The sequence below is a fragment of the Sporosarcina thermotolerans genome, assembly GCF_030067815.1.
Taxonomy (GTDB): Bacteria; Bacillota; Bacilli; order Bacillales_A; family Planococcaceae; genus Sporosarcina; species Sporosarcina thermotolerans.
The window spans coordinates 1,566,434-1,588,209 of the sequence record NZ_CP125968.1 but is presented as its reverse complement, the minus strand read 5'-3'; the positions used below and the strand labels follow the sequence as shown (position 1 = coordinate 1,588,209).

Sequence of the window (21,776 nt, the reverse complement as noted above, 5' to 3'; positions counted from 1 at the left end):
TACGTTGTATGGATTTCAGAAGAACTTTATACACAATAAAATATGACAGCAGAAATCGTTGATCAACGCTGATCAACTGAAAGAAAGTAGCTAACGTGATATCAAAATAAATCGTAGGTGCATAGCTGTCGTTTCCATCGGTTATATTTAAGGGATTTCAGAAATATATTTTAATAGCGCAGAGGACCAGGTCCCCCAGCCCGATGTTTTCTGTCCAAGGATTTCCGAGTTGTTACAAGACTACCAAATCGAAAAGGAGTGAAAATATTGAGGAAGACAGTGAAACCATCTCTTGGCTATTCAATCATGCTTGTTCTTCTTGCAGTTTTAATGATCAGCGTCGGGATGATTGCCTTTAAAGCATCTATCCAGATCATGATGTTTATTACGATGCTTTCGATCATCCCGTTCGTTATGCGCTTGGGATACAACTATAAGCAAGTTGAAGAATTCATGTTTTCAATGATGGGAAAGGTAATGAATCCTATTCTGATCATCATGGCTGTCGGGGCTCTAATTGGCGCATGGATTTTAGCGGGTACAGTCCCGACAATGATTTTCTACGGTTTAAAGTTGGTCTCGCCTGAATTTTTCTTGCTCACTTCCCTCCTCTTTTGTTCAATTGTCTCATTGGGTACAGGAACTTCCTTCGGCACAATGGGCACTGCAGGGCTTGCTTTAATAGGGATGGGCCATGTATTAGGCGTTCCCCGGGAATGACAGCGGGTGCAATCATAAGCGGTGCTTATTTCGGGGATAAAATGTCACCCCTGTCAGACTCTACGAATATTGTGGCCGCAATGTCCGGTAGCGATTTATTTAAACATATTAAACACATGCTGTGGACCACGGTACCTGCCTATATTCTGACAGCGATTATTTTTGGGGTGATTGACTTCACCCGTGACGGTTCCGCGAACAGTTCCGACATTGACGCCATCTTAGGTTACCTGAGTGAAGGGTTTAACTTAGGTTTTGTTCCTTTAATTCCTATCCTTGTTTTAATCGTTCTGCTTGTTCTAAAAAAGCCTGCCGTAACTTCAATTTTTGTTGCAGCACTTACAGGCGGATTTATTGCTATTGTCTATCAAGGGAATACAATCTCCACCGCTTTAAATACACTTTATACTGGATATCGTTTTGAGTCGGGAATTGCTGCGATGGATTCTTTGCTGCAAAGGGGCGGCGTCTCCAGCATGTTAGGAATCGTAGCATTATTTCTCCTTGCACTGGGCTTAGGGGGGCTTCTTCAGGGCTCGGGCGCACTGAATACAATACTTGATGCGTTTGCAAGTCGCATTAAATCTGTCGGCGGATTAATCGCCACCACAGTAATCGTAAGTTATATCACTGTCGGTGCGAGCGGTGTTATTAGCTTTGCAGCCGCAATCACCGGTACTTTAATGAAACCTCTGTATAAGCAGTTTGGCGTAAGACCCAAAACCTCTCGCGAACGATTGAAGATACCGCAACGCAAAGTGCGGCATTATTTCCTTGGAGCATTAATTCTATATTTGCAGCTGCAACACTCGGAGTAAGTCCGGCAGCTTTCATTCCCTTCTGTTTCTTGGCATTCATTACTCCAGTATTCACACTCATTTACGGATTTACAGGTTTTACTATAACGAGGATCGATTCTGAAGAAATTGACATGGAATAAGTTTGAATTCGAGGATGCTGCAGTGCCCCAATATAAGATTGAAAGCATATGCCCGGCTATGGGCATATGCTTTTTCATCGTGTCTATCAAGGCTGAAGCAATTTGTCACTTATAGGGCAGCGATACGCTCACGATCGATTGCTGTTAGTTCGAAGTCAAAAATATTTAGGCTTTGTGCTTGGCGATCTTTATTATGAGACTTAGGAATGACGATCACATCACGTTCAATTTGGTAACGTAAAACAACTTGTGCGTATGTCTTTCCGTATTGGTTACCGATTTCTTCTAAAACCTGCCTAACCGTTTCATCGATACCGCGTAGTGGAGACCATGCGACAGTTGCAATATCATTACTTTTATTATAAGCAATTAATTCTTCATTCCAATTTCCGACTTGGGATTTAATTTGGTTAACAGCCGGTTTAATGTTGCCATTTTCAAGAATTATATCAAGATGTTCTTTTTCAAAGTTGGAAACACCAATTGACTTAAACACACCGCGGTTATGGTAGTCTTCGAGGATACTCCAAGCCTCCAAAATTTCAGCATGATTATCCCATGGTTTATGGATAAGGAATAAATCGATATAGTCAGTTTGTAATTTCTCTAAGCTTTTTTCAATTTCAGCATGTGCCCAGTCTGCACCACCGAAACCTTGAAATGTATTTAACTTCGTAGTGATAAAGAAATCTTCACGTGGTAGATAGGATTTTTTTAACCCATTTCCAACAACTTCTTCATTTACATATAATTGAGCAGAGTCAAAATGACGGTAGCCATTTTCAATTGCCCAGTCGATTTCTTGAGTATCTCCTCTTAAGGCACCTGAATATTGGTTTCCCTCTTTACCATACGTATTTGTACCACTACCGACGATTGGAATTTCAACTGCATTCGTTAATTTAATATACTTCATCTTAATCCCTCCTATGCTGTATTTTACCTTACCTTTGCTAAAGAATGGAATTTATACGACCAAGTTTACAAATGCAGTTTAGAATCCCCTATATAGGTAATGATTACTGTGCAGCAGATGCTACTACGATAAGAAGGTGCATAACCAATGGCCAATCAAAGAGAAGACATCATTATGTATTTTCAAAAACTAGACCGCAGCTTCTTCATGGATGAGCTTAAAGAATTCGCCTATATGGACGAAGCCATTCCAATTGGGTATGAACAAACCATTTCCCAGCCTTCCCTCGTCCTCGAAATGACATTGGCAATCGATTTGCAACCTAATTTAAAAGTGCTCGAAATTGGAACGGGCTCTGGCTTCCAAACCGCCCTACTCGCCGCCTTTTCGAGCGCTGTCTATACAATTGAACGAATTGCCGCCCTGCATGAACGGGCAAAAGAACGATTGGAAAAAGCCGGTTTCGCTAACATCCACTTCAAGTTGGATGACGGCAGCACCGGTTGGGAGGAATACGCTCCATACGACCGTATTATGGTAACAGCTGCTGCTGCCCAATTGCCTAACGAGCTTGTGGACCAGTTAACATTTGGAGGGAAAATGATTATCCCTGTTGGGACACCCCTTCTACAGGAACTCTTGCTGTTGGAGAAAAACGAGGATGGAGAAATTAATACGACCGTGTTGGATGGAGTGCGGTTTGTGCCTTTGAAGGGAAAGTATCAATGACGTTAGAATTTTATTCGTCACCTTTTGCACAACTAGACGAAATTGACGATACTCATGATAAAAAGCCATCTTTGCCGATTGGGAAAGGTTATGGAAATTGATTGGTCCATTGTACAAACTTATATGATTGCTGTGCATAAAGAGACTGGGAAGACGCTTTCCGAATTGCGGGAAGAGTATCTGAAGAGGGAGGAGGAAGAGAGTTCTCTCATAATTGATTAATCTTCAGCTGAATTTCAGCATCACAAAACGATCTTATTAATTGGTATAAGTAATTACATGAAATATTCGTTCGCTTGTGATAAACTAAGCATATAATAAGAAGAGACCAGATGCTGGAACATCTGGTCAGTGCAACGGACATACCGCAAGATGAGCGGTTGACCAGTATCGAAATAAAGTGTTACAAAGAGTAATCACCCTGCTTTCTTGGTCGTTAGCGGTGGGTGGTTACTTTTTTCTATTGGTGTATAGAGCAATCATCGCTACAACTGTTGCTACCGCTGTTGCGAGAAATATTCCAAATTGGAACATCATGTTAATTGCTTCGTATGTCACCATATAAACACCCCCTTTCCAGGGAGTGCCAACCGTCCATCCGCTATATGCCGTTGCTCCTATTATTCTACCATATTAGTATTTAATTATCGATTGAACATTATGAAATCTTTTAAAAGTCGGCAGTCTATAAAAGGCAAAGAAAAGAGTCAGAAGCACTAAGCCCCCACCCCTAATCATCACGCCATATCCTCAAATGCCTCAGGATAATCAATCGTTCCAAAAACTTCTCCAGTACTTTGATCCACCGTCTCAATTGTCATATTCAGCTTCTCTGCATCCACACCATCATATACCTGATAGAACATCCCTGACATCGCAAGACCCATAGTGAAGGGTACCAGGTTCTAAAACAATTTGAAATTCAATGAGAACCTGAAATGTTTTATTTCCCTTTTCCTTCCAATTTATTGAACTAAACTGTCCCATATGTTGAATTATAATGTACCAGTTAATTCATATATAATAAGTTTAAAATAGTAGCATTTTTTGTCTCGTCGATATTAGTGCCTTATTTGTTCTTAATTAATTCTTCAATTAGGATTCCATTAATCTTTAATCCAGTAATATCACAATCAATAATCTCCATGTGTGATAAATTACAGTTTTTAAATTGTCCTTTTGTAAGGTCACTATTTAGAAAGCTAATTGGTTTATATTGCCCGTCTGGATTAAAATTCCCTTCACCCTCAACCGGAAAAACTATATTATGAAATTCCGTCCCAAATAAATGAACATGATCTATAAATGCATTACTAAAGTTTGCATGCTGAATTCCTACCCCAGATAGATTAGCGTTAGATATTTTACTGTCACCCAAATTTACATCATTAATAGCCATTTTACTCATATTTACGTTATTAATTTTTGTATTAGCCAAACTTACATTGTCAATTTCAAGCTTCTCAGCTTTAACTTCTTGCCACTTTGAACCAGAAATATCAGCCTTTTTTAAATCAAAGTTTTTAACATTCAACATTTCAACAATCCCCCTAAATTCACTTCTTTTTCCCTTAAACAAATTCTATATTCTATCTGTTGAACCTCTCGCCACTTAACAAACTTGCAGTTTGTTTGAAGTGGAGATTCCTAAGAACACTGACGTAACCGTCAGTTATTGATTAGGCTATCCCCGCAGTCCCTACGGTTAGAAGCCTTCCGGCTTCGTTTTTAATATTTTTACTTGCGTTAATATCCCTATCGTGATGCGCACCACAAGAGGGGCAGCACCATTCGCGCAGTGCGAGATGCTTAACGTCTTTATTTTGGTATCCACAAGATGAACAAAGTTGGGAACTTGCGAATGTCTTAGAAACAGCAACAACTTGCTTGCCATACCATTTCGCTTTGTATTCAAGCATTGTTCTAAATTGGGACCAGGATGCTTCACTAATCGCTTTTGCTAATTTACGGTTCTTTAACATGTTTGATACTTGCAGATCCTCAACACCGATGACATCGTGGTTTTTGACAATCTCGGTAGAAATTTTATGCAAGTAGTCCACTCGTGTGTTTGTGATTTTTTCATGCAGGAGGGCGACTTTCCGTTTTTGTTTTTGATAGTTTTTTGCTTCATCAAGTTTACAGTTTCTCTTTAAAGCTAATCGTTGCCTTCTGGAGAGGATGCGCTGTGCATCAGCGAGCCTTTTCTCCATCGTTCGAAAAAACTTGGGGTTTTTGTATAGCGTCCCATCTGACAGGATTGCAAATTCCTTCAGACCGACATCGATGCCGATGGAAGAGCCGGTCTTTGCTAACTGCTGTATTTCCACTTCAGCCAGAATGGATACAAAATATTTCCCAGATGGATTTCGTCTGACCGTTGCATTAAGAATGCGGCCTTCAACTTCGCGACTTTTGGCAAAACGGACAAACCCAAGTTTAGGCAGTTTGATTTTATTTCCTTCAACCGCAATATTTCCATTCGTATGTTTTGTTGTATAGGATTGTACTTTATTCTTTTTCGATTTGAATCGGGGTGCTTTATTTTGCCGTTTAAAAAAGCGCCCATATGAATCTGCGAGATTCCTAAGTGAAGATTGGAGAGCAATGCTGTCAACTTCCTTTAACCACGTCAGTTCCTTTTTCAGCCATGTTAATGCGGCAGAACAGGAATTGTATGTCAATCCTTTGCCTGTTTCTTTGTAGGTGTCATTCCAACGCACCAAGAAATGATTGAATACAAAGCGTGAGCAACCGATGGTTTTAGCAATCAGTATTTCCTGTTCTTTGTTTGGATAGATACGGAATTTATACGCTTTATTGACCAGCATTGACCTCACCTCACTTCAAACCTTGATTTTCAATATACCGTTTTACTACTTCGATAGGAGAACCACCAGCGGTTAGCAAGCAAAAACTTCTTGTCCAAAACATTTCCTTCCACAGTTTTTCTCTAACATGTGGAAATTCCTTTTGATCATTCGAGAACTTGCACTCTTATAAGCATTGATGAACTTGGACATTTCTGTGTTTGGATGGGCCTTGAATAGAATATGAATATGGTCGGAATCGTGATTCCATTCAACTAATGATATATTATATTTCTCACCAAATTTTACAAACATGTCCTTTGCGTAGTCAGACATTTCATCATTGAAAACTTTTTTTCTGTATTTAACGACCAAACAAGATGATAATACAGTAAGAACACTGAATGGTTGTTGCTATCTAATTTCATTGTAGTGTCAGCCTTTCTATTGCTTAACACTAATTATACTATTAAAATACTAAGTATTCAAACAAAGTAATCTTTAGGCTTATGCCTAACCGACATTCATCTCCCACTTACTTATTGGGCTTTGCCCTTCACATTCCTTGAAGTGGGAGTCTTCTGTCGGAAATTGATAAAGTTTCGAATGTTATATATGCCATTCACGTAAATACATTTGATACCTCATCTATAGACAACCATGAAAATGTATCTATTCTTTCAACTATTACAATAATACCATATAAAAAGAAAAATTTTCCCTAACTTTAACAAGCTAATAGTTTGGAAACGTGTCACGAAGAAAGTATCCTTTTCACCTTTTCGAGTCTATATAGTACGTGAAAGGAGGGGAAAGCAAATGGCATCGATCGAATTCAGAAACGCAGTTGGAAAGGTGTATTTCGACGGCGGGATGACGCATGATGGGAAATTGATCAAAAAGTCGAAGTCCTACCGTAACATCGCAGAAGGGGTGACGGCTGACAGCCTATACATCGCCCTTACACAATTGGCACAGCTCTCCGAATATCCATTAATCGGAGCAGAACGAGTAGAAACGGCAGACATTATGAACTAATTGGAAAGGGGAGATGAAGAATGGCGAAAACGTTACAATTGAACTTCACGACTGCTGTGGGAAAACAGACATCCCTAACAGTGGACGAGCCACGCGCTGATTTGACACCAGCCGAAGTGGAAGCAGCCATGCAGGAAATTATCGATTCACAAGTTTTTGAAGTGGATGGCTCTTTTCTTGCAACCGTAAGAGGCGCTCGCATTATCGAACGTACTGTAGATGAACTGGTAAATGCATAACAAAATTGGCTCTCCAGCTTGGCTGGGGAGCCTTTACTATTATCGGAAGGAGGTTTCATTCAAAATGGAACAATGGCTAAATTTGATACAGCAAATCGGATTTCCGATTTTTGTATCCTTTTATCTCTTGCACCGGCTTGAAACGAAACTCGAGGCCATACACAATGCGCTTGTTTCTTTGAAGGTGAAGTAAAAGAAAGGTACCAGGCACCCATTCAATTCAGAACTGTTCGGGTACCTGGTACGTTATTTAATGTATTTTCAAAAACTAGACCGCAGCTTCTTCATGGATGAACTCAAAGAATTCGCCTATATGGACGAGGCCATTCCAATCGGGTATGAACAAACCATTTCCCAGCCTTCCCTCGTCCTCGAAATGACATTAGCAATCGATTTGCAACATGATGTAAAAGTGCTCGAAATTGGAACGGGCTCCGGCTTCCAAACTGCCCTCTTAGCTGCCTTTTCGAACGCTGTATATACAATTGAACGAATTGCCGCCCTGCATGAACGGGCAAAGGAACGACTAGACGAAGCCGGTTTCTCTAACATCCACTTCAAGTTAGATGACGGGAGCAACGCTTGGGAAGAATCCGCTCCATACGACCGCATTATGGTAACAGCCGCTGCTGCCCAAGTCCTCCCGAGCTCGTAGACCAATTAGCATTTGGAGGGAAAGTATCAATGACGTCGGAACTTGATTTGTAAAAGGTACCAGGTTCCAAAACAATTCAAAATCCAATGAGAACCTGGTACCAAAAAATTGTTACCTGCAGCTAAGTTGAGTATTGAATACTTCATTTTTTTTACTCGTTTAACTGATACGTGTAATTACAAGATGTGCTGAAACAGGATTTGTTCCTCCTGCGAGAGGAGTGATGGTAAGTGCCGTTGTATTTCCAGCGGGATTTCGCACGGTGAGTATTGTATTTGTGACTGACGTTTGCACAAGAGCTATTCCTACTATCTGAGAAGTACCGGTTGCCCGGCCGACTACCGTATATTCAAATTCAACAGCTCCAGCTCCTTCATCAAGAGTTAGAACCAGTTGACCAGGTTCAGTCACACTCACCTGAAAAAAGACCTGATAGGTGCCAATATCAGTCAAGTTAAATGTATCGGCACCCGTACGGAAAATTCCTCCGCCACTATTAGGCCCCTCTGCCGGAAAATCTACGTCTCCACCTGGTGGAACTGTTGCAGCATTATCTGGGGGCATCAATGCAAAAAAGTCTGCATAGTCTAGGACTAATCCTGCAGGTCCTTGAGGTCCTTGAGGTCCTTGAGCTCCCTGAATTCCTTGAGGGCCTTCTGGTCCTGTCTCACCTTGTGGTCCAGAAGGGCCCTGAAGCCCCTGAGCACCCTGAGGGCCTTGAGCTCCCTGTGGGCCAGTGGCTCCCTGAGGGCCAGTGGCTCCTGTCGCGCCTTGTGGTCCAGCAGGCCCCTGAAGTCCCTGAGCTCCTTGAGGTCCAGGAGGTCCTTGAGCTCCCTGAGTTCCAGTCTCGCCTTGGGGTCCAACAGATCCCTGAGGGCCTTGAGGGCCTGCTGGGCCGGTAGCTCCTGTATCACCTTGAGGGCCAATGGGTCCCTGAGGGCCAGTAAGGCCAGCTGGGCCGGTGGCTCCTGTCTCACCTTGAGGTCCAGGTGGGCCAGCAGGTCCTGGTGGTCCACCTGGAGTTCCAGGTGGGCCAGGTGGGCCAATGGGTCCTTGAGGTCCCTGAGGTCCAGGTGGTCCTGCTATTGGACAACAAAATGAATGGGAGCCTTTGCACACTATTGCTCTTTTAGAGCCACCTGTTACTTTATGACTCCGATAGTTACCATACTTAGACAAGCAAATACATGAATTGCTAGAATAACCGCAACCTCCACAAAATTTCAATGTAAATCACCTCCTATTTATTTCTATTACTATCTTATGAACATAATGGATAAGCTCTCTATGCTTTCAAACTAGTACGATGGTGTATTTATGCAGTTTTTTTATTAATGACAATGATTGATTGTGAAAATATTATAGATAATAGTAATTTGAGGGATGTTTAATGTTAGACCTAAATAGGTGTATGCTCTCTGGGAGACGAATGTAACTGCTAAACTAAAATGGAAGCAGTAGCTTAAGAAAAGATTATATAGGAAGAGAAAATAGCAGTTATGAGAGTGTGTTAAAAGGATATTGGGAAATTAATAGAGGGGATATAGGAATGTCCACACCCATTGTAAAAGGTACCAGGTTCCAAAACAATTCAAAATTCAATGAGAACCTGGTACCAAGTTAGCGTTTTTCAATAGTAGCCATAATCTCGGTTCCAGCCAATGCTTGGACAGCCAAACGATCTGCTTCGGAATTCTTCTTCCTTGAAACAAGCTCATACTCAGGCTGAAGTCCAAGTGCGTCCATTTTCTCTTCAATCTTTTCTGCCCAACTGTACAAGTCCTTCTCAATCACCGGCCATTCCTCAGTTAAATGATTGATGACAACCCTTGAATCACCGATAATACGGACAGGTAAATGATGGACTCCTAACAATTCAAGCTCTTGCAGGCAAAGGTGAAGTGCAGCGTATTCAGCATCGTTATTTGAAGTTAACCCAGTGATAGACGCATTTTTCCTAAGTCTATAGGACTTCCCATTTTGGTCGTAATAAATGACGCAACCTACGCCGGCCGCCTTCGTTTCCCAATCGAACCCCCCATCGAAATAGACGATGATGTTATGCGGCTCTGTTTCAATTCCTTTCAAATAACCCTTCAACTCTTTAAGTGTCCATGAACTGTCAAATCGATCGACGAAGTTCACCTGTTTTGCGCGGCCCGTCTTCGCCAAATCCTCCGCGATTAATACAGCTTGCTCCGCTGACATTTCTTCGGACCGAAAGATTGTCTCCGCTCCCTTCGGTGATCTATACGTCCATGTGAGTAAAACAATCATTTCATCACCTCCAATAAAAATAGTTTGGCTAATGGGGGACGATTTAATTGGCACCATCTCAGATTTTATTCCAAAAAGGATTCACCAAGTCTTACGGTTCTCCAAGAACAGGATTTCCATTCGAACATGCCCAAAAAATAGTGAAGGGTGTTAGGTTATAGCCAATTCGAAATTTAATGAGAACCTGGTAACGAAAAAGGCTCTCCAGCTTGGCTGGGGAGCCTTTTCATTACATTAAAATTCAATGAGAACCTAGCACTCTAAACTGAAGCTACACTATAAAAGCAAAGTATAGTATAAATAACAAACAAAGCACATACATAATGGGATGAATTTCTTTAAACCGCTTTTGTGCTATTAAACAAAGTGGATAAAGAATAAAACCAAATGCAAGACCCATTGCCACACTAGAAGTGAGGGGCATCATGATGATCGTTAAAAAGGATGGAATCACAATTTCCAGCCTGCTCCAGTCTATTTTTCTTATTTCCATTGCCATTAATGCTCCTACAATAATTAACGCAGGGGCTGTTACTTCCAATGTAATAACGGATAACAACGGTGAGAAGAACAAAGCAATCGTAAAACAAGCAGCAATAACGACAGATGTAAAGCCTGTTCTACCTCCGACTGCAATGCCGGCAGAAGATTCAACACTCGTAGCAGGTGTGGATGTTCCCAATATAGCGCCAACTGCACTAGCGGTTGAATCCGCAAGCAAGGCTCTTCCTATATTCGGCACCGTATTCCCTTTCATCATTCCCGCTTGACTGGCCAGTGCAATTAAAGCACCCGCCGTATCAAAAAAGGCAACGATTAAAAAAGTGAAAATCACTGCAAGTAATTCAGGAGTGAAAATCTGATTTAAATGGGAAAACACGACACCAAATGTGGGTTCCAAGCTTGGTATACTTCCAATAATTTCCGATGGAACATTTATTAATCCAACAATCATTCCAATAATCGTAGTAATGATCATTCCATAAAAAATTCCTCCATTTATTCCACGCACTAACATAACAATCGTAATAACCAAGCCAATAATGGCGAGTAGGGTCGTAGGGGATGTTAAGTTACCAATCGAAACAAATGTCTCCGGATTGGCAATAATAAGCCCTCCATTTTTCAACCCAATAAAGGTAATGAAGAACCCAATTCCAGCAGCGATTGCATATTTTAAATTCAAAGGGATGATCGTAATAATCTTCTCCCGGATTTTCATGACACTTAACAACATAAAAATGATGCCTGCAATAAAAACACCCGTCAAGGCGACTTCCCATTGTATGCCCATCCCAATACAGACAGAAAAAGTGAAAAATGAATTCAATCCCATACTGGGTGCAATGCCGATGGGGAAGTTCGCAAGCAACCCGATAAGGAGTGTACCGATAATCGCAGTAAGCGCGGTTGCCGTAAAGACAGCACCACTATCCATCCCAGCTTGGCTGAGGATCAGTGGATTGACGACTAATATATACGCGATGGATAGGAAGGTTGTCACGCCTGCCAGTGTTTCCTGCTTATAGGAAGTATTCCGTTCCGTAAATTTAAAAAAGTTTCTCATGGTGTAATCTCCTATTTGCTAAAGTAAAGAATGAACGAGCCAGTTCATACTATTATGCCCTATATAATAAAAAACTTTGGCCTTAGATTGGACAAAGTCTTTTCTACAAAAAGGAATATAAAATTGCATTACTTTCACATTCCTTGTAGACGAGCCATTTAGGGTAGCTGGTAGAAACTTTCAAGCCGTATTCTTGAATTTATACAAGGTCTTTCTATTCTTTTTAAATAAATAATAGATGAATGATAACAAGTTTAGGGTAGAACGTCAATAAACTATTTTTGTATATTAAAAGGCTGTTTTCGTATAGATTGTTGCTTTCTTGACCATGCTGTTAAAAGGTTGATACACTATGGTTAAGGAGGCGTTTAAGCATGTGGACAGATGTATATGAAGACTTCAGTGATTTAACCAAATCAGAGCAATTGGCGTTGTTTGAAGCGATGAAACAGGACTTGTTCCCAGATGACCCCAATAAAATTACAGCACTACTCAAAAGCATTCGTGAAGCACGTTTTGCTTCTGGTTTGGGTTGCGTTCATTGTGGAAGTACAACAGTTAAACGTAATGGCAAATATCGCTCAAGACAACGGTACCTGTGTAGTGACTGCGGGAAATCGTTCAATGATATGACAAACACGCCATTTTCAGGCTCACATTACCCGAGAAGTGGGTCAAATACATTGAACTGATGGTTGAAGGCTATACACTGCCGAAAATCGCCAAACGCCTACAAATCCATATATCTACGGCTTTTTACTGGAGACATAAAATCCTAAATGCATTAGGAAGCCAAGGCTTTAATCAACTACAAGGTATCGTAGAAAGTGATGAAACCTTCTTTCGTGAGTCTATGAAAGGAAAGGAAATCACTCACAGGAAAGCGAAAAAACGTGGGGAGAAAGACGAAAAGCGTGGAATATCCAACCTCAAAATTGCCGTTGTGGTCGCACAAGACCGAAATGGAAGTGTGATTGCCCGCATTGCGGGAAGAGGTCGCCCCAAAGCCGAAGAGATTGACACGGTGATAGGTGAATACATTCACCCGTCTGCTTTGTTATGTACAGATACAGCCACGAATTACAAGAAGTTCGCCAAAATAAAGGGACTCAAGCACGAAACGGTAAATGAACGTCAAAAACAACGTGTTAAGAAGGGTATCTATCACATCCAACACGTCAACAACTTCCACAATCGTTTAAAGGCTTGGATGGTACGTTTTCAAGGAGTTGCTACTAAGTATCTTGACAACTACCTCTACTGGTTCCGTTGGCTTGACCTCGGCAAGAATTCATCATTTGAAAATCGGGTAGAGCAAATGCTTATTTCAGCGTGTCAAAAATCGAATAAAACAACTGTGGAGATACTCAGAAGTGCATAAAAAAAGACCAATAAAAGGTCTCTTTTGTAGCATTTTTTTCACCTGTTGCACCCAGTTAGGTGTAGATGGCTATTTCTTTATTGTGCGAAATAGGAAATAGTAAACAATACCATTACAACTAAACCTACAACTGCAAAAACTAAATATATTCCACTGACAGAGAAAAAAATCATTTTTAAAAACTTACCGAATCCTTTTTTATTCATCTTCAAATCTATCTAGCCCCTAATTAATCGTACTGACAAGAGATACTTTGACCCAAAGTAAGTACCTCTAAAATAGTATTGCAAATTCTTATTATATAAACCTTTCCCGTTAATTGAACAATAATATCCATAATATTAAAACGTTCTTAATGAGTGATAAGTTTCATTTTCGACAGGGATATTTAACAAAGCGTTTTCAAAAGCAACAAACTTTGAGAAAACAGCCTATTAAAATAGGTATTAGGTTCTGAAACAATTCGTAATTCAATGAGAACTTGTTTCCGATAAGTCGTTTTCTTGCTTTGAATCACACTGTTCAATCTATATAGGCCAATAGTAACAAAACGACAATATAGCACGGGAAATGATCGATATATTTTGGGAAATGAACGATATCCTTCGTCAAATGATCGATAACTTCCGGGAAATGAACGATAAACCGTGGGAAATAATCGATTCCATTTTAGATAGCCCAACCTTTCTTCCCCTTATCTATTCGCAGCGTAGCAAATTCCAAAAACCCTATGTATATTGCAATTGAACAAAAATGAAAACCTTGCGTTAAAAATACAACTTGTATAGGTGGTAATGTAGATGAAAAAGGTTATTTTTTGTATCTGTAGGGGGCGCGAAATGGTTTGGGTGGAGGCGTATGAGAAAGTAAAGGAACTTGATAAAATCGCACAGATGCGACGTGCGATTGTTGCGGATTTGGCGGCTGAAGGAATGTCGAAAGAGCGCATTAAGGAGTTTGTTTCAGATTTTGGGTTGTAGATATCATTATATATGGTACATTCAAATTACCAAAACGCCCCAATTCCATAAGGAGGAATCCGCCATGTACAAAATTTCCAATACCAACGTAGAAAAAGTAGAACAGACGACTTTCTCCAACTTTGAGTTTTGGTACCAGGTTCTGAAACAATTCGAAATTCAACGAGAACCTGGTACCTGAAATGCATTAGGGTCCATTCTTGCAGGGACAAAAGAATTTATCGAAAAGGCAAAATTAAACCGCCAAAGACTTGGCGGTGGCATGAGACAAGCCGGAATAATTGCTGCTCCAGGAATATACGCTTTGGAAAATATGATTGAACGATTAAAAGATGACAACGACAAGGCTAAACAATTGGCGGAGAAGCTATCTTCAATAGAAGGTCTATTCATTAACTTGATTGATGTACCAACAAATATTATATCAGTCACTATACATCATAATGAAATGGATGCCGATAAACTAATCAATGAACTTAGAGGAAAAAGAATAAAAGTGAAAAAGATAGGGACAAAAAAGATTCGAATGATTGTTCATTATTTGATTACAAATGAACATATTGATTATGTCGTCAGTAGGTTTAGGGAACTATTGGAGGGAAAGGGATAACGAAAGATATCATACAAATGATTTAAGATCTTTTAACTTCTCTTGAAGGTTTATTTTTGGTATAATAGGAATATAATAAAAGAGAGAAGCGCAAGCTACTTCTCCCTGCAACCTCTACCGTCAGGGTGGTGGTTGTCAAAGAATTTTTATTTACTTCGAAAACCACCCTTTTGCTTGCGACGGCGCTGGGTGGTTTTCTTGTATTTATAGAATGTGTATCCGAAAGATATGTGCGCTTATTGCGCGAACCATTCCCTTCAGGACTTCCCGTAGAAATTCAAGAAATGTTTCCATGATTATCACCTCCCTTCCAAAAAGGAAAGAAGAGGGACAACCAACCACCCTAACAATATCTGGTTGCACACAATCATTCTACCATAGTAAGATTAATATGAACATTAAGTTACATATAAAAAAAGGGGGTTCAATTAGTCACCCATACAGACTTCAACTCATTGATAGTAACATGTGCAGACCCCGAGACCTTCCTTCTATCCACTATTTCTGTCGCTTAAACTGATCTAAGGTACTTCCAATCTCATCCTTCCACTCTTTCCACCCATTTGCTCTTCTTGCCAAGACTACACCATCAGCCGCACTTAGTGAATGTATCAGGTTCCTAAACAAATTGAAATTCAATTAGTGAAGGGTACAAGGTTCTTATACAATTCAAAATTCAATGTGAGCCTGGTACCAAAAATTTTGTCCAGCTGCCTTTGCAATAATGTAAGACCTTCATCTAATAATGGTGGGTGCATTGTCAGTACATTTTCAATTTGTTTTAGATAGCAAGTCATCCCTTCTCCGTATACCGACACACCGGAAACCCGCCGCACCCATAAAACTTCCCATTTCGTCCTGCTTTCAAAGTCATAGCTGCCCCGCATTTCGGACACTCCTTGGTTGTCGAAGATGAATGTGAAGTGACAGGGCTAACAGCTTTGGCTACCGGGATACGACTCTTTCCTTGCCTGCTTCCCGTTGCATTTCTTGTCGTGTCTCTATGCTTTTTCTTCAGTGCTTTCTTCTCTTTATTATCTGTGACATTCAGCTGCTCGATTTTCTTGCCAATATCTTTCAATTCCGCTTCGCCAATGGACTTCTCCCTATTTTGAAAAAATCGCTGGAAGTTCAAAAGGTACCATGTTTTAAAACAATTCAAAATTCAATGAGAACCTGGTACTCGAAATTAGGCTCCTCATCCTGCAATGTCAAAAACACCGGGATGATTTTATATCCAGCATAAGCCGTTCGAACAAACTCGATGTATTCTTCAAGCTGCCCTTCAGATTCGGTGGACCAAAACTTGTTTTCAATCAAAACCGCCACTTGATGCAAGTGGGAAACAGCTAATAAATCGATTCGCTTCCGATTAGATGTCGCCAACTCTTTAAATACAACAAGGTCATGGTAAGAATGACGGCTCAGTTGAAGTACATCATAATTAGCAATCTTGTCTTCATCCTCATAATTAGCAGGATTGACAAAAACTTTTGCCATAAGCTTCTTAATGAAATATGAACCCAAATCATGATTCTGGCCCGGATCCATCAACCACGCCAATACATTGGAATGTCGGATTTCATAATTATCTACTTGCAGAACTTTAAATGGATTAAAACGGTTGAAGTGGTTATGTAAATAAGTGAATTGTTTGGAAAGGGAATTGGTTGTAAAGACCAAGAAATATCTCTATACTAAAGATAACAGGCATATAATTGGTTTCAATAACCAATCTAAAAAGGACCGCCTAATGCTGTGAACATTAAGCGGTCTGTAATAGCAGGTTCCCTTCAAGGGGGATCAGCCCGAGGTGAAATAATCCATCCTATGCGAGCTAGACACTCAAGGATGGATTATTTTTTATGGGTTAAACGACAATATAGCTACAATCAATGCTGCGAGTGTAAACGTGCGAGGTACCAGGTTCTAAAACAATTCGAAATTCAATGAGAACCTGGTACGTGAAATGTTGCAAACTAAGAAAACGCTGCACCAATCGCCTATCATTTAATACTTATACATTTTTTTGTGATTTGGCAAATATTTTTTCGCACAGCTTCCCATTTTACAAGTATCTACTTACTTTTCCATAAATTTCTCCAACTCTTCACATGATAGTTGATCAGGAGTTATTCCTCGTTGTTCACAATAGTTAAATAGGGCCCTAACCTTAATACGCGGCTCGTCGTTATCCTTCGGAATTGCAAATACTCCGTCAGGGAATTGACCTTCAAAATTTTCGTCGTCTTTTCGTAACATTTTATCATTCACCTTTTCAAGAGTATTCCCTTGTCCACCCGCTTAAAGATGAAGGTTACCCCTCATCCTCCAAGACTCGCTACGGGCAAATGGCTAATTCTTACCCGGCGGGAATCCCACCCGCTATATGCTGCAACTTTGCTCGGTCGCTCAACCTGGTACCTGAAATCTAATCTTTGCCATATATTTTTCATACGCCATGTCACCTTTTTTAGTATTACACGTTAAACAAGCACAAACGCAGTTTGCAATCGTGCTAAGCCCGCCTTTTGACCTTGGCAGCTTATGATCAATAGTATCTCCATACTTTCCACAATAGTGGCATGTAAGTTGATCACGTTCTAAAATAATCGACTTTAGGAGTCTTCTATGATAAAAATGATGAATGAGCGTACTATGATAGATTCCCGCAGCGCCCTCTTCCACTAACCTCTTTGCTTTTTCATAGCTTACGACACTTTTATATTTACGATTATTCAAGTCACGACCTCGGATCGTGATGTCACTGCTTTCATCGAGCGCAGATGTGTCATAACTATATGTCTGAAGGGGTTCAATAGTCCTTTCATGCCTGCGCTCTTTGCAATCATAGCAGTACGACTTTCTTTTTCCGCCGCTTTTCTTTCTTCCGCCTCCTGATGGGAATTTCATCTTATGTTTAAGTTCATTGCATATTTTGCATTGTTTATAGAGAGTGCAGAAGTCGCCTACGGAAACCCCCACTTCATCACCTCCGGCCTGGTTTTTATTAAAATAAAAATGTAGGGTAATAACTACTTATACGGAATACACGTCTTACAAACCAAGTGATTGCGATGCACCGATAAAAGGTATAAAGATAGGTCTTAAAAAACGAAGTGTGCCAGGTACTAAAATAATTCGAAACTCAATGAAAACCTGGTACACCAAATGCACTCTATTTTAAAATACAGAGTATTAATCAAAGTAGATCTCATAGTTTTTCACAATAAACATTTTAACGCTGGCTTTAATATCAATTTCTCGTAAATCACTTGAACTCATCAACTCAAACAATCTTAATCGATTCAAGAAGGGTTGAAGTTTCTCCGTCCTCAACAATTCAACTATTAATTTAACTTGCTCTCTCTTCTTCCTGCTTTCGCAATCTGGATTTTCAAGGATGGTTCTAACAATTCCCAGTAAAATATCAGTAAGTTCCACCCCAATTTCTTCGCCTTTCTTCCTGTAACCACATTCGTGAACGTAGAATGGCTCGCCGCGATAAAGAGCATGAATATTTAATTGTAACTTCATACTCTCTGCCAAATTTAAGGATACATATTCATTTGCATGTTCAATATATAAAGTAGATCGGATTGGACTTGAAGGGTCATACCCCTTAGTAATCCATACATGATTCTTTCAGGTAATTTCGTGCATAACATATTCGTCATTATCTCATTGCCCTTCTTATCTGGATCAAATGTGCTAAACTTTTTTTCTTGAATAATTAGGTTCTGTCGGGAATAACGAATGATATTAAGCTGTCCAAATGGCGCAAGGGAAGATGCGATATCGAAAAGCAGCAGAATACCCTCCCTCTGCTTATAGTCCCCTTTGTACTCAGACCAGTGGTATCTGTAGGATTCATTTAATCGATGTAAAGAGAGAAATTGATTACTAAAGTAGATTCTACTTGGCAAAGATGGCCACCCATTAGTTGGATTTTATCAGTTTTCGTTTTTCCGCTTTCATCAAAAAATATAGTCAAATCGGTGTAGTTTTCAAATTGTTTGTCCAAAAATTCTTACCCCCTTGACACAAATACATAATTCATTCATAATTAGGGTACGTTAAATAAGGAATGTATCTACTCGTGGCGCTTAGTTCACGCGTAATACACTCTACGTAAGGAACTGACGGCGTTTAGCTCGTCCGTTCCTTTTTATTTGTTTCTCACCCTGTTTTTTTGAAATTCTTTCAAGAACTGTCCAAATTCCATTAGTCTGCGCTATATCTTTACTAAAACCATCACTTATCCAAATTATCGATAGCATAGTCAGCCTCTTCTTTAGTGAATTTTTCCCCATATGGAGAAGTCAGTTGATCCCTTATAGCTTCAGGAGACATATTCATCGTATCTTGATATGTCTTAGCTTTTTCTAAGGCATTTTTGTTGTAATCTGATATCAAGTTATCGATTGCAAATTGGGCCTCTTCATCAGTAAACTTTTCGCCATATTCTGAAGCAAGCTGGTCATAAATCCCTTGCTTTGACATATGCATTGTTTTTGAATAAGTTGCGGCTTTCTTTAATGCATTACTTTTCCAATCATACTCAAAATTATCCATTGCATATTGAGCAGCTTCCACTGAAAACTTCTCTCCAAATTCTGAAGTCAACTGCTCGTAAATTGAGTCTTTGGACATGCTCATGGTTTTAGCATAAGACTCTGCTTTACTTAACGCTGACTTAAACTCTTTAGGAACATCATCTTGGACTTCTGAAACTTCGTCTGCCTCTTCCAGTTCTTCCTCTTTTTCTACCTTCTCTTCTTCCGGCTTTTCTTTCTTATCTCCTACACTAACAGCTACTTTCTCTTCTTCTTTTTTTGCATTTGATTCAAGTTTATCCTCCTCGCCGCCGCCAGTAGTAATAGCTATGACAAAGATAATTGCAATTATCCAAACCCACCACTTCTTGTAAAAAGGTTTTTTCATTCTTTTCTGCTCTTTCATCTCCCATACCTCCTAAATTTGTTTTCCTAAAGCTTTAAAAATGGAACTAGCATTGAATCAACGCAACCATTTGAATCTACTTTTTCCACATTATTCCCACTAATTCAATAGTATCATACCGCATGTAATATATCCTATATAAATGAGTAATATTACTTATTTGGTAATTATTCAAACTCCTCCAATTTCCCCACTATGTTAAACAATAAGAGAACACACAAAAGGAGAGACACCACATGCCAATATACAATAAACTTGTATGCGACCTAACCCCACAAATCATCGAACGGGATTGAGAAGACGTGTGTGACATAACTGGATGACGTGAAATACATAGAAGAAGTCAACCGGAAGAGGCAGTAGAGGAGCTGGCCGATTTGCTGGAGGTACTTGCGGCTGCGAAGTTCCACGAAAAGACTGTCAAGGATTTAGAAGCCGTGCGTGGGGAGATGGCGGCGAAACGTGGAGGATTTGAAGAGCGCATTACATGGTGGAAGTGAACGATGACTAAGCCGCGGCTGGTGACCCGGAATCTGTTAGCTGATTTGAAGCGCCTAACGGCTGAAGTCGACACGATTTACTGGATGACCGCATTTGTCATGAAATCCGGTGTGAAGGAAGTGCTCCCCACTCTCAAGGAAAGGGTACCGGGTTCTCCAAGACGTACCATTTTGTTGACGTCAACAAGTTGGTCTAAAACCCCATTACCGCTGGTTTTACAAGCAGATTTTGCTTTTTCAATAACTTTAATGAAGTTTCTCCATTCTTTGTACCGAAGAACAATTTGCAAATCCCTTGCAAACCAAAAATCCTCACCATACTCAATTACATGCTTGTATTGCTCAAAGGTATGTTCACTATCTTTTCAATGTCTGCCATACAAAATCCCCCTTATGTTTATAGCAGTCGTTAATATATTGACTAAATTTTAACACAATTAGAACATATGTTCAAGCAAGCATACATGTCCTTTAGTAACCAAGCATATAGTCTATTGTACGCAGTACCATACATTAGATAGGGGGAGAGTATATGAAGTTTGGTCTTATTCCGAAATTGTTGCTTGGTCTTGGTATCGGTATTTTGATAGGAATCTTTGGCCCTGACTGGATGATCCGATTTACGGAAACCGGAAGTATGCTATTGGGTAACCTCATTAAATTCTTTATTCCTTTAATCATTTTTGCGTTTGTTGCGGCAAGTATTGCAGAATTTGAGACAAAGGCTGGAAAGCTATTAAGTTTCACGATCGGGATTTCATATTTGGATACGATAATAGCTTGTGGACTTGCTGCAGCGGCAGCCTATTTAATTATCCCGAATTTTGCTATACAGGCTGGCCAGGTCGTTGAAAGCATTGCAATTGGTGCACCTTTTGTCACCCTCGATATCCCGCCACTGATGAACATTATTTCGGCTTTGGTATTGGCGATTATTATCGGAATGGCTTCTACATGGGGGAAAGCACCAATCCTTTCTGGTGCTGTAATTGAATTTAGAAACGTAGTCGAGCGTGTCATTCAAAAATTCATCATTCCAGTTCTCCCTATTTTTATTGCTTGTATTTTTGCAGGTATCGCTGCGAAGGGTGCATTGTTTGGAACGATTTCGGTCTTCGGTAAAATGCTTGTCTTAATTGTAATCATGCAAGTTATTTGGCTGATCATTGAGTATACGCTGGCAGGAATGATTTCCAAGCAGAATCCGTTGGTTGTTTTTAAAGCAATGCTACCTGCCTATTTCACGGCATTTGGAACAATGTCGAGTGCTGTTACAATGCCAGTTTCCCTTAGACAAGCACGGACAATTCCGTTCATCAATAAAAAGATTGCAGATTTTGTTATGCCACTGACAGCAAACGTTCACCTTTCAGGCGCTGCAATGACGTTAACTATAAGTGCAATCACAGTAACTCTCTTAACAGGTGGCGAGCTACCCCAGTCGGACTGATC

At 40.1% G+C, this 21,776-nt stretch carries 27 protein-coding genes, 3 pseudogenes and 1 riboswitch; of the genes and pseudogenes, 12 read left to right on the top strand and 18 right to left on the bottom strand.

Annotated elements, in window-relative coordinates; all coding sequences use genetic code 11:
* Nucleotides 1-267 precede the first annotated feature (267 nt).
* Entirely contained in the window at nt 268-720 is a 453-nt protein-coding gene (locus QNH10_RS09045) for a Na+/H+ antiporter NhaC family protein (protein WP_283734334.1), read from the top strand.
* Nucleotides 717-1,660: pseudogene (locus QNH10_RS09040) on the top strand (Na+/H+ antiporter NhaC family protein). The gene QNH10_RS09045 and the pseudogene QNH10_RS09040 overlap by 4 nt, the downstream one beginning before the upstream one ends.
* 109 nt (nt 1,661-1,769) lie before the next feature.
* Here the strand turns inward: QNH10_RS09040 and QNH10_RS09030 are convergent.
* On the bottom strand, nt 1,770-2,576 hold the full coding sequence (locus tag QNH10_RS09030) for an aldo/keto reductase family protein (protein WP_283734332.1): 807 nt from the start codon (nt 2,574-2,576) through the stop codon (nt 1,770-1,772).
* Between the two features lie 147 nt (nt 2,577-2,723).
* On the opposite strand from QNH10_RS09030, the gene QNH10_RS09025 reads away from it, so the two are divergent.
* Nucleotides 2,724-3,305: a protein-L-isoaspartate(D-aspartate) O-methyltransferase gene (locus QNH10_RS09025; RefSeq protein ID WP_283734331.1), complete on the top strand. Its 582-nt coding sequence runs from the start codon at nt 2,724-2,726 to the stop codon at nt 3,303-3,305.
* A gap of 450 nt (nt 3,306-3,755) precedes the next feature.
* Here QNH10_RS09025 and QNH10_RS09020 read toward each other — a convergent pair whose 3' ends face one another.
* The 5 genes and pseudogenes from QNH10_RS09020 to tnpA form a co-directional block, all read right to left on the bottom strand.
* Complete coding sequence (locus tag QNH10_RS09020) at nt 3,756-3,866, bottom strand: putative holin-like toxin (RefSeq protein ID WP_283734330.1); 111 nt, start codon at nt 3,864-3,866, stop codon at nt 3,756-3,758.
* Nucleotides 3,867-4,042: 176 nt separating this feature from the next.
* Nucleotides 4,043-4,180, bottom strand: coding sequence for a hypothetical protein (locus tag QNH10_RS09015; RefSeq protein WP_283734329.1), 138 nt, complete (start codon nt 4,178-4,180; stop codon nt 4,043-4,045).
* Between the two features lie 194 nt (nt 4,181-4,374).
* Nucleotides 4,375-4,842, bottom strand: coding sequence for a pentapeptide repeat-containing protein (locus QNH10_RS09010; RefSeq protein ID WP_283734328.1), 468 nt, complete (start codon nt 4,840-4,842; stop codon nt 4,375-4,377).
* Between the two features lie 142 nt (nt 4,843-4,984).
* A complete protein-coding gene (gene tnpB, locus QNH10_RS09005) occupies nt 4,985-6,136 on the bottom strand; it encodes an IS200/IS605 family element RNA-guided endonuclease TnpB (protein ID WP_283734327.1) in 1,152 nt (383 codons plus the stop codon).
* A 10-nt stretch (nt 6,137-6,146) separates the two neighbouring features.
* Nucleotides 6,147-6,543 (bottom strand): annotated as a pseudogene (tnpA, locus tag QNH10_RS09000) (IS200/IS605 family transposase).
* Between the two features lie 391 nt (nt 6,544-6,934).
* On the opposite strand from tnpA, the gene QNH10_RS08995 reads away from it, so the two are divergent.
* The 4 genes from QNH10_RS08995 to QNH10_RS08980 all read left to right on the top strand — a co-directional run bounded on the left by QNH10_RS08995 (nt 6,935) and on the right by QNH10_RS08980 (nt 8,047).
* Complete coding sequence (locus tag QNH10_RS08995) at nt 6,935-7,153, top strand: DUF1659 domain-containing protein (protein ID WP_283734326.1); 219 nt, start codon at nt 6,935-6,937, stop codon at nt 7,151-7,153.
* A 20-nt stretch (nt 7,154-7,173) separates the two neighbouring features.
* Complete coding sequence (locus QNH10_RS08990; protein ID WP_283734325.1) at nt 7,174-7,392, top strand: DUF2922 domain-containing protein; 219 nt, start codon at nt 7,174-7,176, stop codon at nt 7,390-7,392.
* Nucleotides 7,393-7,456: 64 nt separating this feature from the next.
* Nucleotides 7,457-7,585, top strand: a complete 129-nt coding sequence (locus tag QNH10_RS08985; RefSeq protein WP_283734324.1) for a YvrJ family protein — start codon at nt 7,457-7,459, stop codon at nt 7,583-7,585.
* A gap of 93 nt (nt 7,586-7,678) precedes the next feature.
* Nucleotides 7,679-8,047, top strand: a complete 369-nt coding sequence (locus QNH10_RS08980) for a protein-L-isoaspartate O-methyltransferase family protein (RefSeq protein ID WP_283734323.1) — start codon at nt 7,679-7,681, stop codon at nt 8,045-8,047.
* Between the two features lie 159 nt (nt 8,048-8,206).
* Here QNH10_RS08980 and QNH10_RS08975 read toward each other — a convergent pair whose 3' ends face one another.
* The 4 genes from QNH10_RS08975 to QNH10_RS08960 all read right to left on the bottom strand — a co-directional run bounded on the left by QNH10_RS08975 (nt 8,207) and on the right by QNH10_RS08960 (nt 11,891).
* Nucleotides 8,207-8,614 carry a hypothetical protein gene (locus QNH10_RS08975; RefSeq protein WP_283734322.1) on the bottom strand — a complete coding sequence of 136 codons (408 nt, stop codon included), beginning with the start codon at nt 8,612-8,614 and terminating at the stop codon, nt 8,207-8,209.
* Nucleotides 8,615-8,640: 26 nt separating this feature from the next.
* Complete coding sequence (locus tag QNH10_RS08970; RefSeq protein WP_283734321.1) at nt 8,641-9,093, bottom strand: hypothetical protein; 453 nt, start codon at nt 9,091-9,093, stop codon at nt 8,641-8,643.
* A 574-nt stretch (nt 9,094-9,667) separates the two neighbouring features.
* Nucleotides 9,668-10,324, bottom strand: coding sequence for a reverse transcriptase-like protein (locus tag QNH10_RS08965; protein ID WP_283734320.1), 657 nt, complete (start codon nt 10,322-10,324; stop codon nt 9,668-9,670).
* 271 nt (nt 10,325-10,595) lie between these two features.
* Nucleotides 10,596-11,891 (bottom strand): NCS2 family permease, encoded by a 1,296-nt coding sequence (locus tag QNH10_RS08960; RefSeq protein ID WP_283734319.1) that lies wholly within the window; start codon nt 11,889-11,891, stop codon nt 10,596-10,598.
* Between the two features lie 126 nt (nt 11,892-12,017).
* Nucleotides 12,018-12,118: riboswitch (purine riboswitch) on the bottom strand.
* A gap of 147 nt (nt 12,119-12,265) precedes the next feature.
* Here QNH10_RS08960 and QNH10_RS08955 point away from each other — a divergent pair.
* The 3 genes and pseudogenes from QNH10_RS08955 to QNH10_RS08945 all read left to right on the top strand — a co-directional run bounded on the left by QNH10_RS08955 (nt 12,266) and on the right by QNH10_RS08945 (nt 14,862).
* Nucleotides 12,266-13,272: pseudogene (locus tag QNH10_RS08955) on the top strand (IS1595 family transposase).
* A gap of 839 nt (nt 13,273-14,111) precedes the next feature.
* Nucleotides 14,112-14,252: a hypothetical protein gene (locus QNH10_RS08950; protein WP_283734318.1), complete on the top strand. Its 141-nt coding sequence runs from the start codon at nt 14,112-14,114 to the stop codon at nt 14,250-14,252.
* 196 nt (nt 14,253-14,448) lie between these two features.
* Nucleotides 14,449-14,862 carry a beta-eliminating lyase-related protein gene (locus tag QNH10_RS08945; RefSeq protein WP_317941318.1) on the top strand — a complete coding sequence of 138 codons (414 nt, stop codon included), beginning with the start codon at nt 14,449-14,451 and terminating at the stop codon, nt 14,860-14,862.
* Between the two features lie 498 nt (nt 14,863-15,360).
* Here the strand turns inward: QNH10_RS08945 and QNH10_RS21360 are convergent, their stop codons facing one another.
* The 8 genes from QNH10_RS21360 to QNH10_RS08910 form a co-directional block, all read right to left on the bottom strand.
* Nucleotides 15,361-15,441, bottom strand: coding sequence for a hypothetical protein (locus tag QNH10_RS21360; RefSeq protein WP_488199567.1), 81 nt, complete (start codon nt 15,439-15,441; stop codon nt 15,361-15,363).
* 214 nt (nt 15,442-15,655) lie between these two features.
* The gene (locus QNH10_RS08940; RefSeq protein ID WP_283734317.1) at nt 15,656-15,943 is read right to left on the bottom strand and encodes a topoisomerase DNA-binding C4 zinc finger domain-containing protein; all 288 of its coding nucleotides are present in this window, start codon (nt 15,941-15,943) and stop codon (nt 15,656-15,658) included.
* Between the two features lie 77 nt (nt 15,944-16,020).
* Nucleotides 16,021-16,545, bottom strand: coding sequence for a PDDEXK-like family protein (locus tag QNH10_RS08935; protein WP_283734316.1), 525 nt, complete (start codon nt 16,543-16,545; stop codon nt 16,021-16,023).
* 399 nt (nt 16,546-16,944) lie between these two features.
* Nucleotides 16,945-17,124 carry a hypothetical protein gene (locus QNH10_RS08930; RefSeq protein ID WP_283734315.1) on the bottom strand — a complete coding sequence of 60 codons (180 nt, stop codon included), beginning with the start codon at nt 17,122-17,124 and terminating at the stop codon, nt 16,945-16,947.
* 150 nt (nt 17,125-17,274) lie between these two features.
* Nucleotides 17,275-17,847: an HNH endonuclease gene (locus QNH10_RS08925; RefSeq protein WP_283734314.1), complete on the bottom strand. Its 573-nt coding sequence runs from the start codon at nt 17,845-17,847 to the stop codon at nt 17,275-17,277.
* 213 nt (nt 17,848-18,060) lie between these two features.
* Complete coding sequence (locus QNH10_RS08920) at nt 18,061-18,399, bottom strand: hypothetical protein (protein ID WP_283734313.1); 339 nt, start codon at nt 18,397-18,399, stop codon at nt 18,061-18,063.
* 14 nt (nt 18,400-18,413) lie between these two features.
* Nucleotides 18,414-18,788, bottom strand: a complete 375-nt coding sequence (locus tag QNH10_RS08915) for a hypothetical protein (RefSeq protein WP_283734312.1) — start codon at nt 18,786-18,788, stop codon at nt 18,414-18,416.
* 328 nt (nt 18,789-19,116) lie between these two features.
* Nucleotides 19,117-19,824 (bottom strand): Ltp family lipoprotein, encoded by a 708-nt coding sequence (locus tag QNH10_RS08910; RefSeq protein WP_283734311.1) that lies wholly within the window; start codon nt 19,822-19,824, stop codon nt 19,117-19,119.
* Between the two features lie 377 nt (nt 19,825-20,201).
* On the opposite strand from QNH10_RS08910, the gene QNH10_RS08905 reads away from it, so the two are divergent.
* Both QNH10_RS08905 and QNH10_RS08900 read left to right on the top strand, forming a co-directional pair.
* Nucleotides 20,202-20,324 (top strand): nucleoside triphosphate pyrophosphohydrolase family protein, encoded by a 123-nt coding sequence (locus QNH10_RS08905; RefSeq protein ID WP_283734310.1) that lies wholly within the window; start codon nt 20,202-20,204, stop codon nt 20,322-20,324.
* A 532-nt stretch (nt 20,325-20,856) separates the two neighbouring features.
* A complete protein-coding gene (locus QNH10_RS08900; protein WP_283734309.1) occupies nt 20,857-21,774 on the top strand; it encodes a cation:dicarboxylate symporter family transporter in 918 nt (305 codons plus the stop codon).
* Nucleotides 21,775-21,776 lie beyond the last annotated feature (2 nt).

Excerpts from the sequence above, each read along its gene's own strand:
- QNH10_RS08950 (WP_283734318.1), top strand. The coding sequence starts at position 14,112 with ATGGTTTGGGTGGAGGCGTATGAGAAAGTAAAGGAACTTGATAAAATC.
- QNH10_RS08985 (WP_283734324.1), top strand. The coding sequence starts at position 7,457 with ATGGAACAATGGCTAAATTTGATACAGCAAATCGGATTTCCGATTTTT.
- QNH10_RS09025 (WP_283734331.1), top strand. The coding sequence starts at position 2,724 with ATGGCCAATCAAAGAGAAGACATCATTATGTATTTTCAAAAACTAGAC.
- QNH10_RS08960 (WP_283734319.1), bottom strand. The coding sequence starts at position 11,891 with ATGAGAAACTTTTTTAAATTTACGGAACGGAATACTTCCTATAAGCAG.
- QNH10_RS08965 (WP_283734320.1), bottom strand. The coding sequence starts at position 10,324 with ATGATTGTTTTACTCACATGGACGTATAGATCACCGAAGGGAGCGGAG.
- QNH10_RS09010 (WP_283734328.1), bottom strand. The coding sequence starts at position 4,842 with ATGTTGAATGTTAAAAACTTTGATTTAAAAAAGGCTGATATTTCTGGT.
- QNH10_RS08930 (WP_283734315.1), bottom strand. The coding sequence starts at position 17,124 with ATGTTACGAAAAGACGACGAAAATTTTGAAGGTCAATTCCCTGACGGA.
- QNH10_RS08990 (WP_283734325.1), top strand. The coding sequence starts at position 7,174 with ATGGCGAAAACGTTACAATTGAACTTCACGACTGCTGTGGGAAAACAG.
- QNH10_RS09015 (WP_283734329.1), bottom strand. The coding sequence starts at position 4,180 with ATGTCAGGGATGTTCTATCAGGTATATGATGGTGTGGATGCAGAGAAG.
- QNH10_RS09030 (WP_283734332.1), bottom strand. The coding sequence starts at position 2,576 with ATGAAGTATATTAAATTAACGAATGCAGTTGAAATTCCAATCGTCGGT.
- QNH10_RS08910 (WP_283734311.1), bottom strand. The coding sequence starts at position 19,824 with ATGAAAGAGCAGAAAAGAATGAAAAAACCTTTTTACAAGAAGTGGTGG.
- QNH10_RS08995 (WP_283734326.1), top strand. The coding sequence starts at position 6,935 with ATGGCATCGATCGAATTCAGAAACGCAGTTGGAAAGGTGTATTTCGAC.
- QNH10_RS09020 (WP_283734330.1), bottom strand. The coding sequence starts at position 3,866 with ATGGTGACATACGAAGCAATTAACATGATGTTCCAATTTGGAATATTT.
- QNH10_RS08980 (WP_283734323.1), top strand. The coding sequence starts at position 7,679 with ATGGATGAACTCAAAGAATTCGCCTATATGGACGAGGCCATTCCAATC.
- tnpB (WP_283734327.1), bottom strand. The coding sequence starts at position 6,136 with ATGCTGGTCAATAAAGCGTATAAATTCCGTATCTATCCAAACAAAGAA.
- QNH10_RS08920 (WP_283734313.1), bottom strand. The coding sequence starts at position 18,399 with ATGAAGTTACAATTAAATATTCATGCTCTTTATCGCGGCGAGCCATTC.
- QNH10_RS08900 (WP_283734309.1), top strand. The coding sequence starts at position 20,857 with ATGAAGTTTGGTCTTATTCCGAAATTGTTGCTTGGTCTTGGTATCGGT.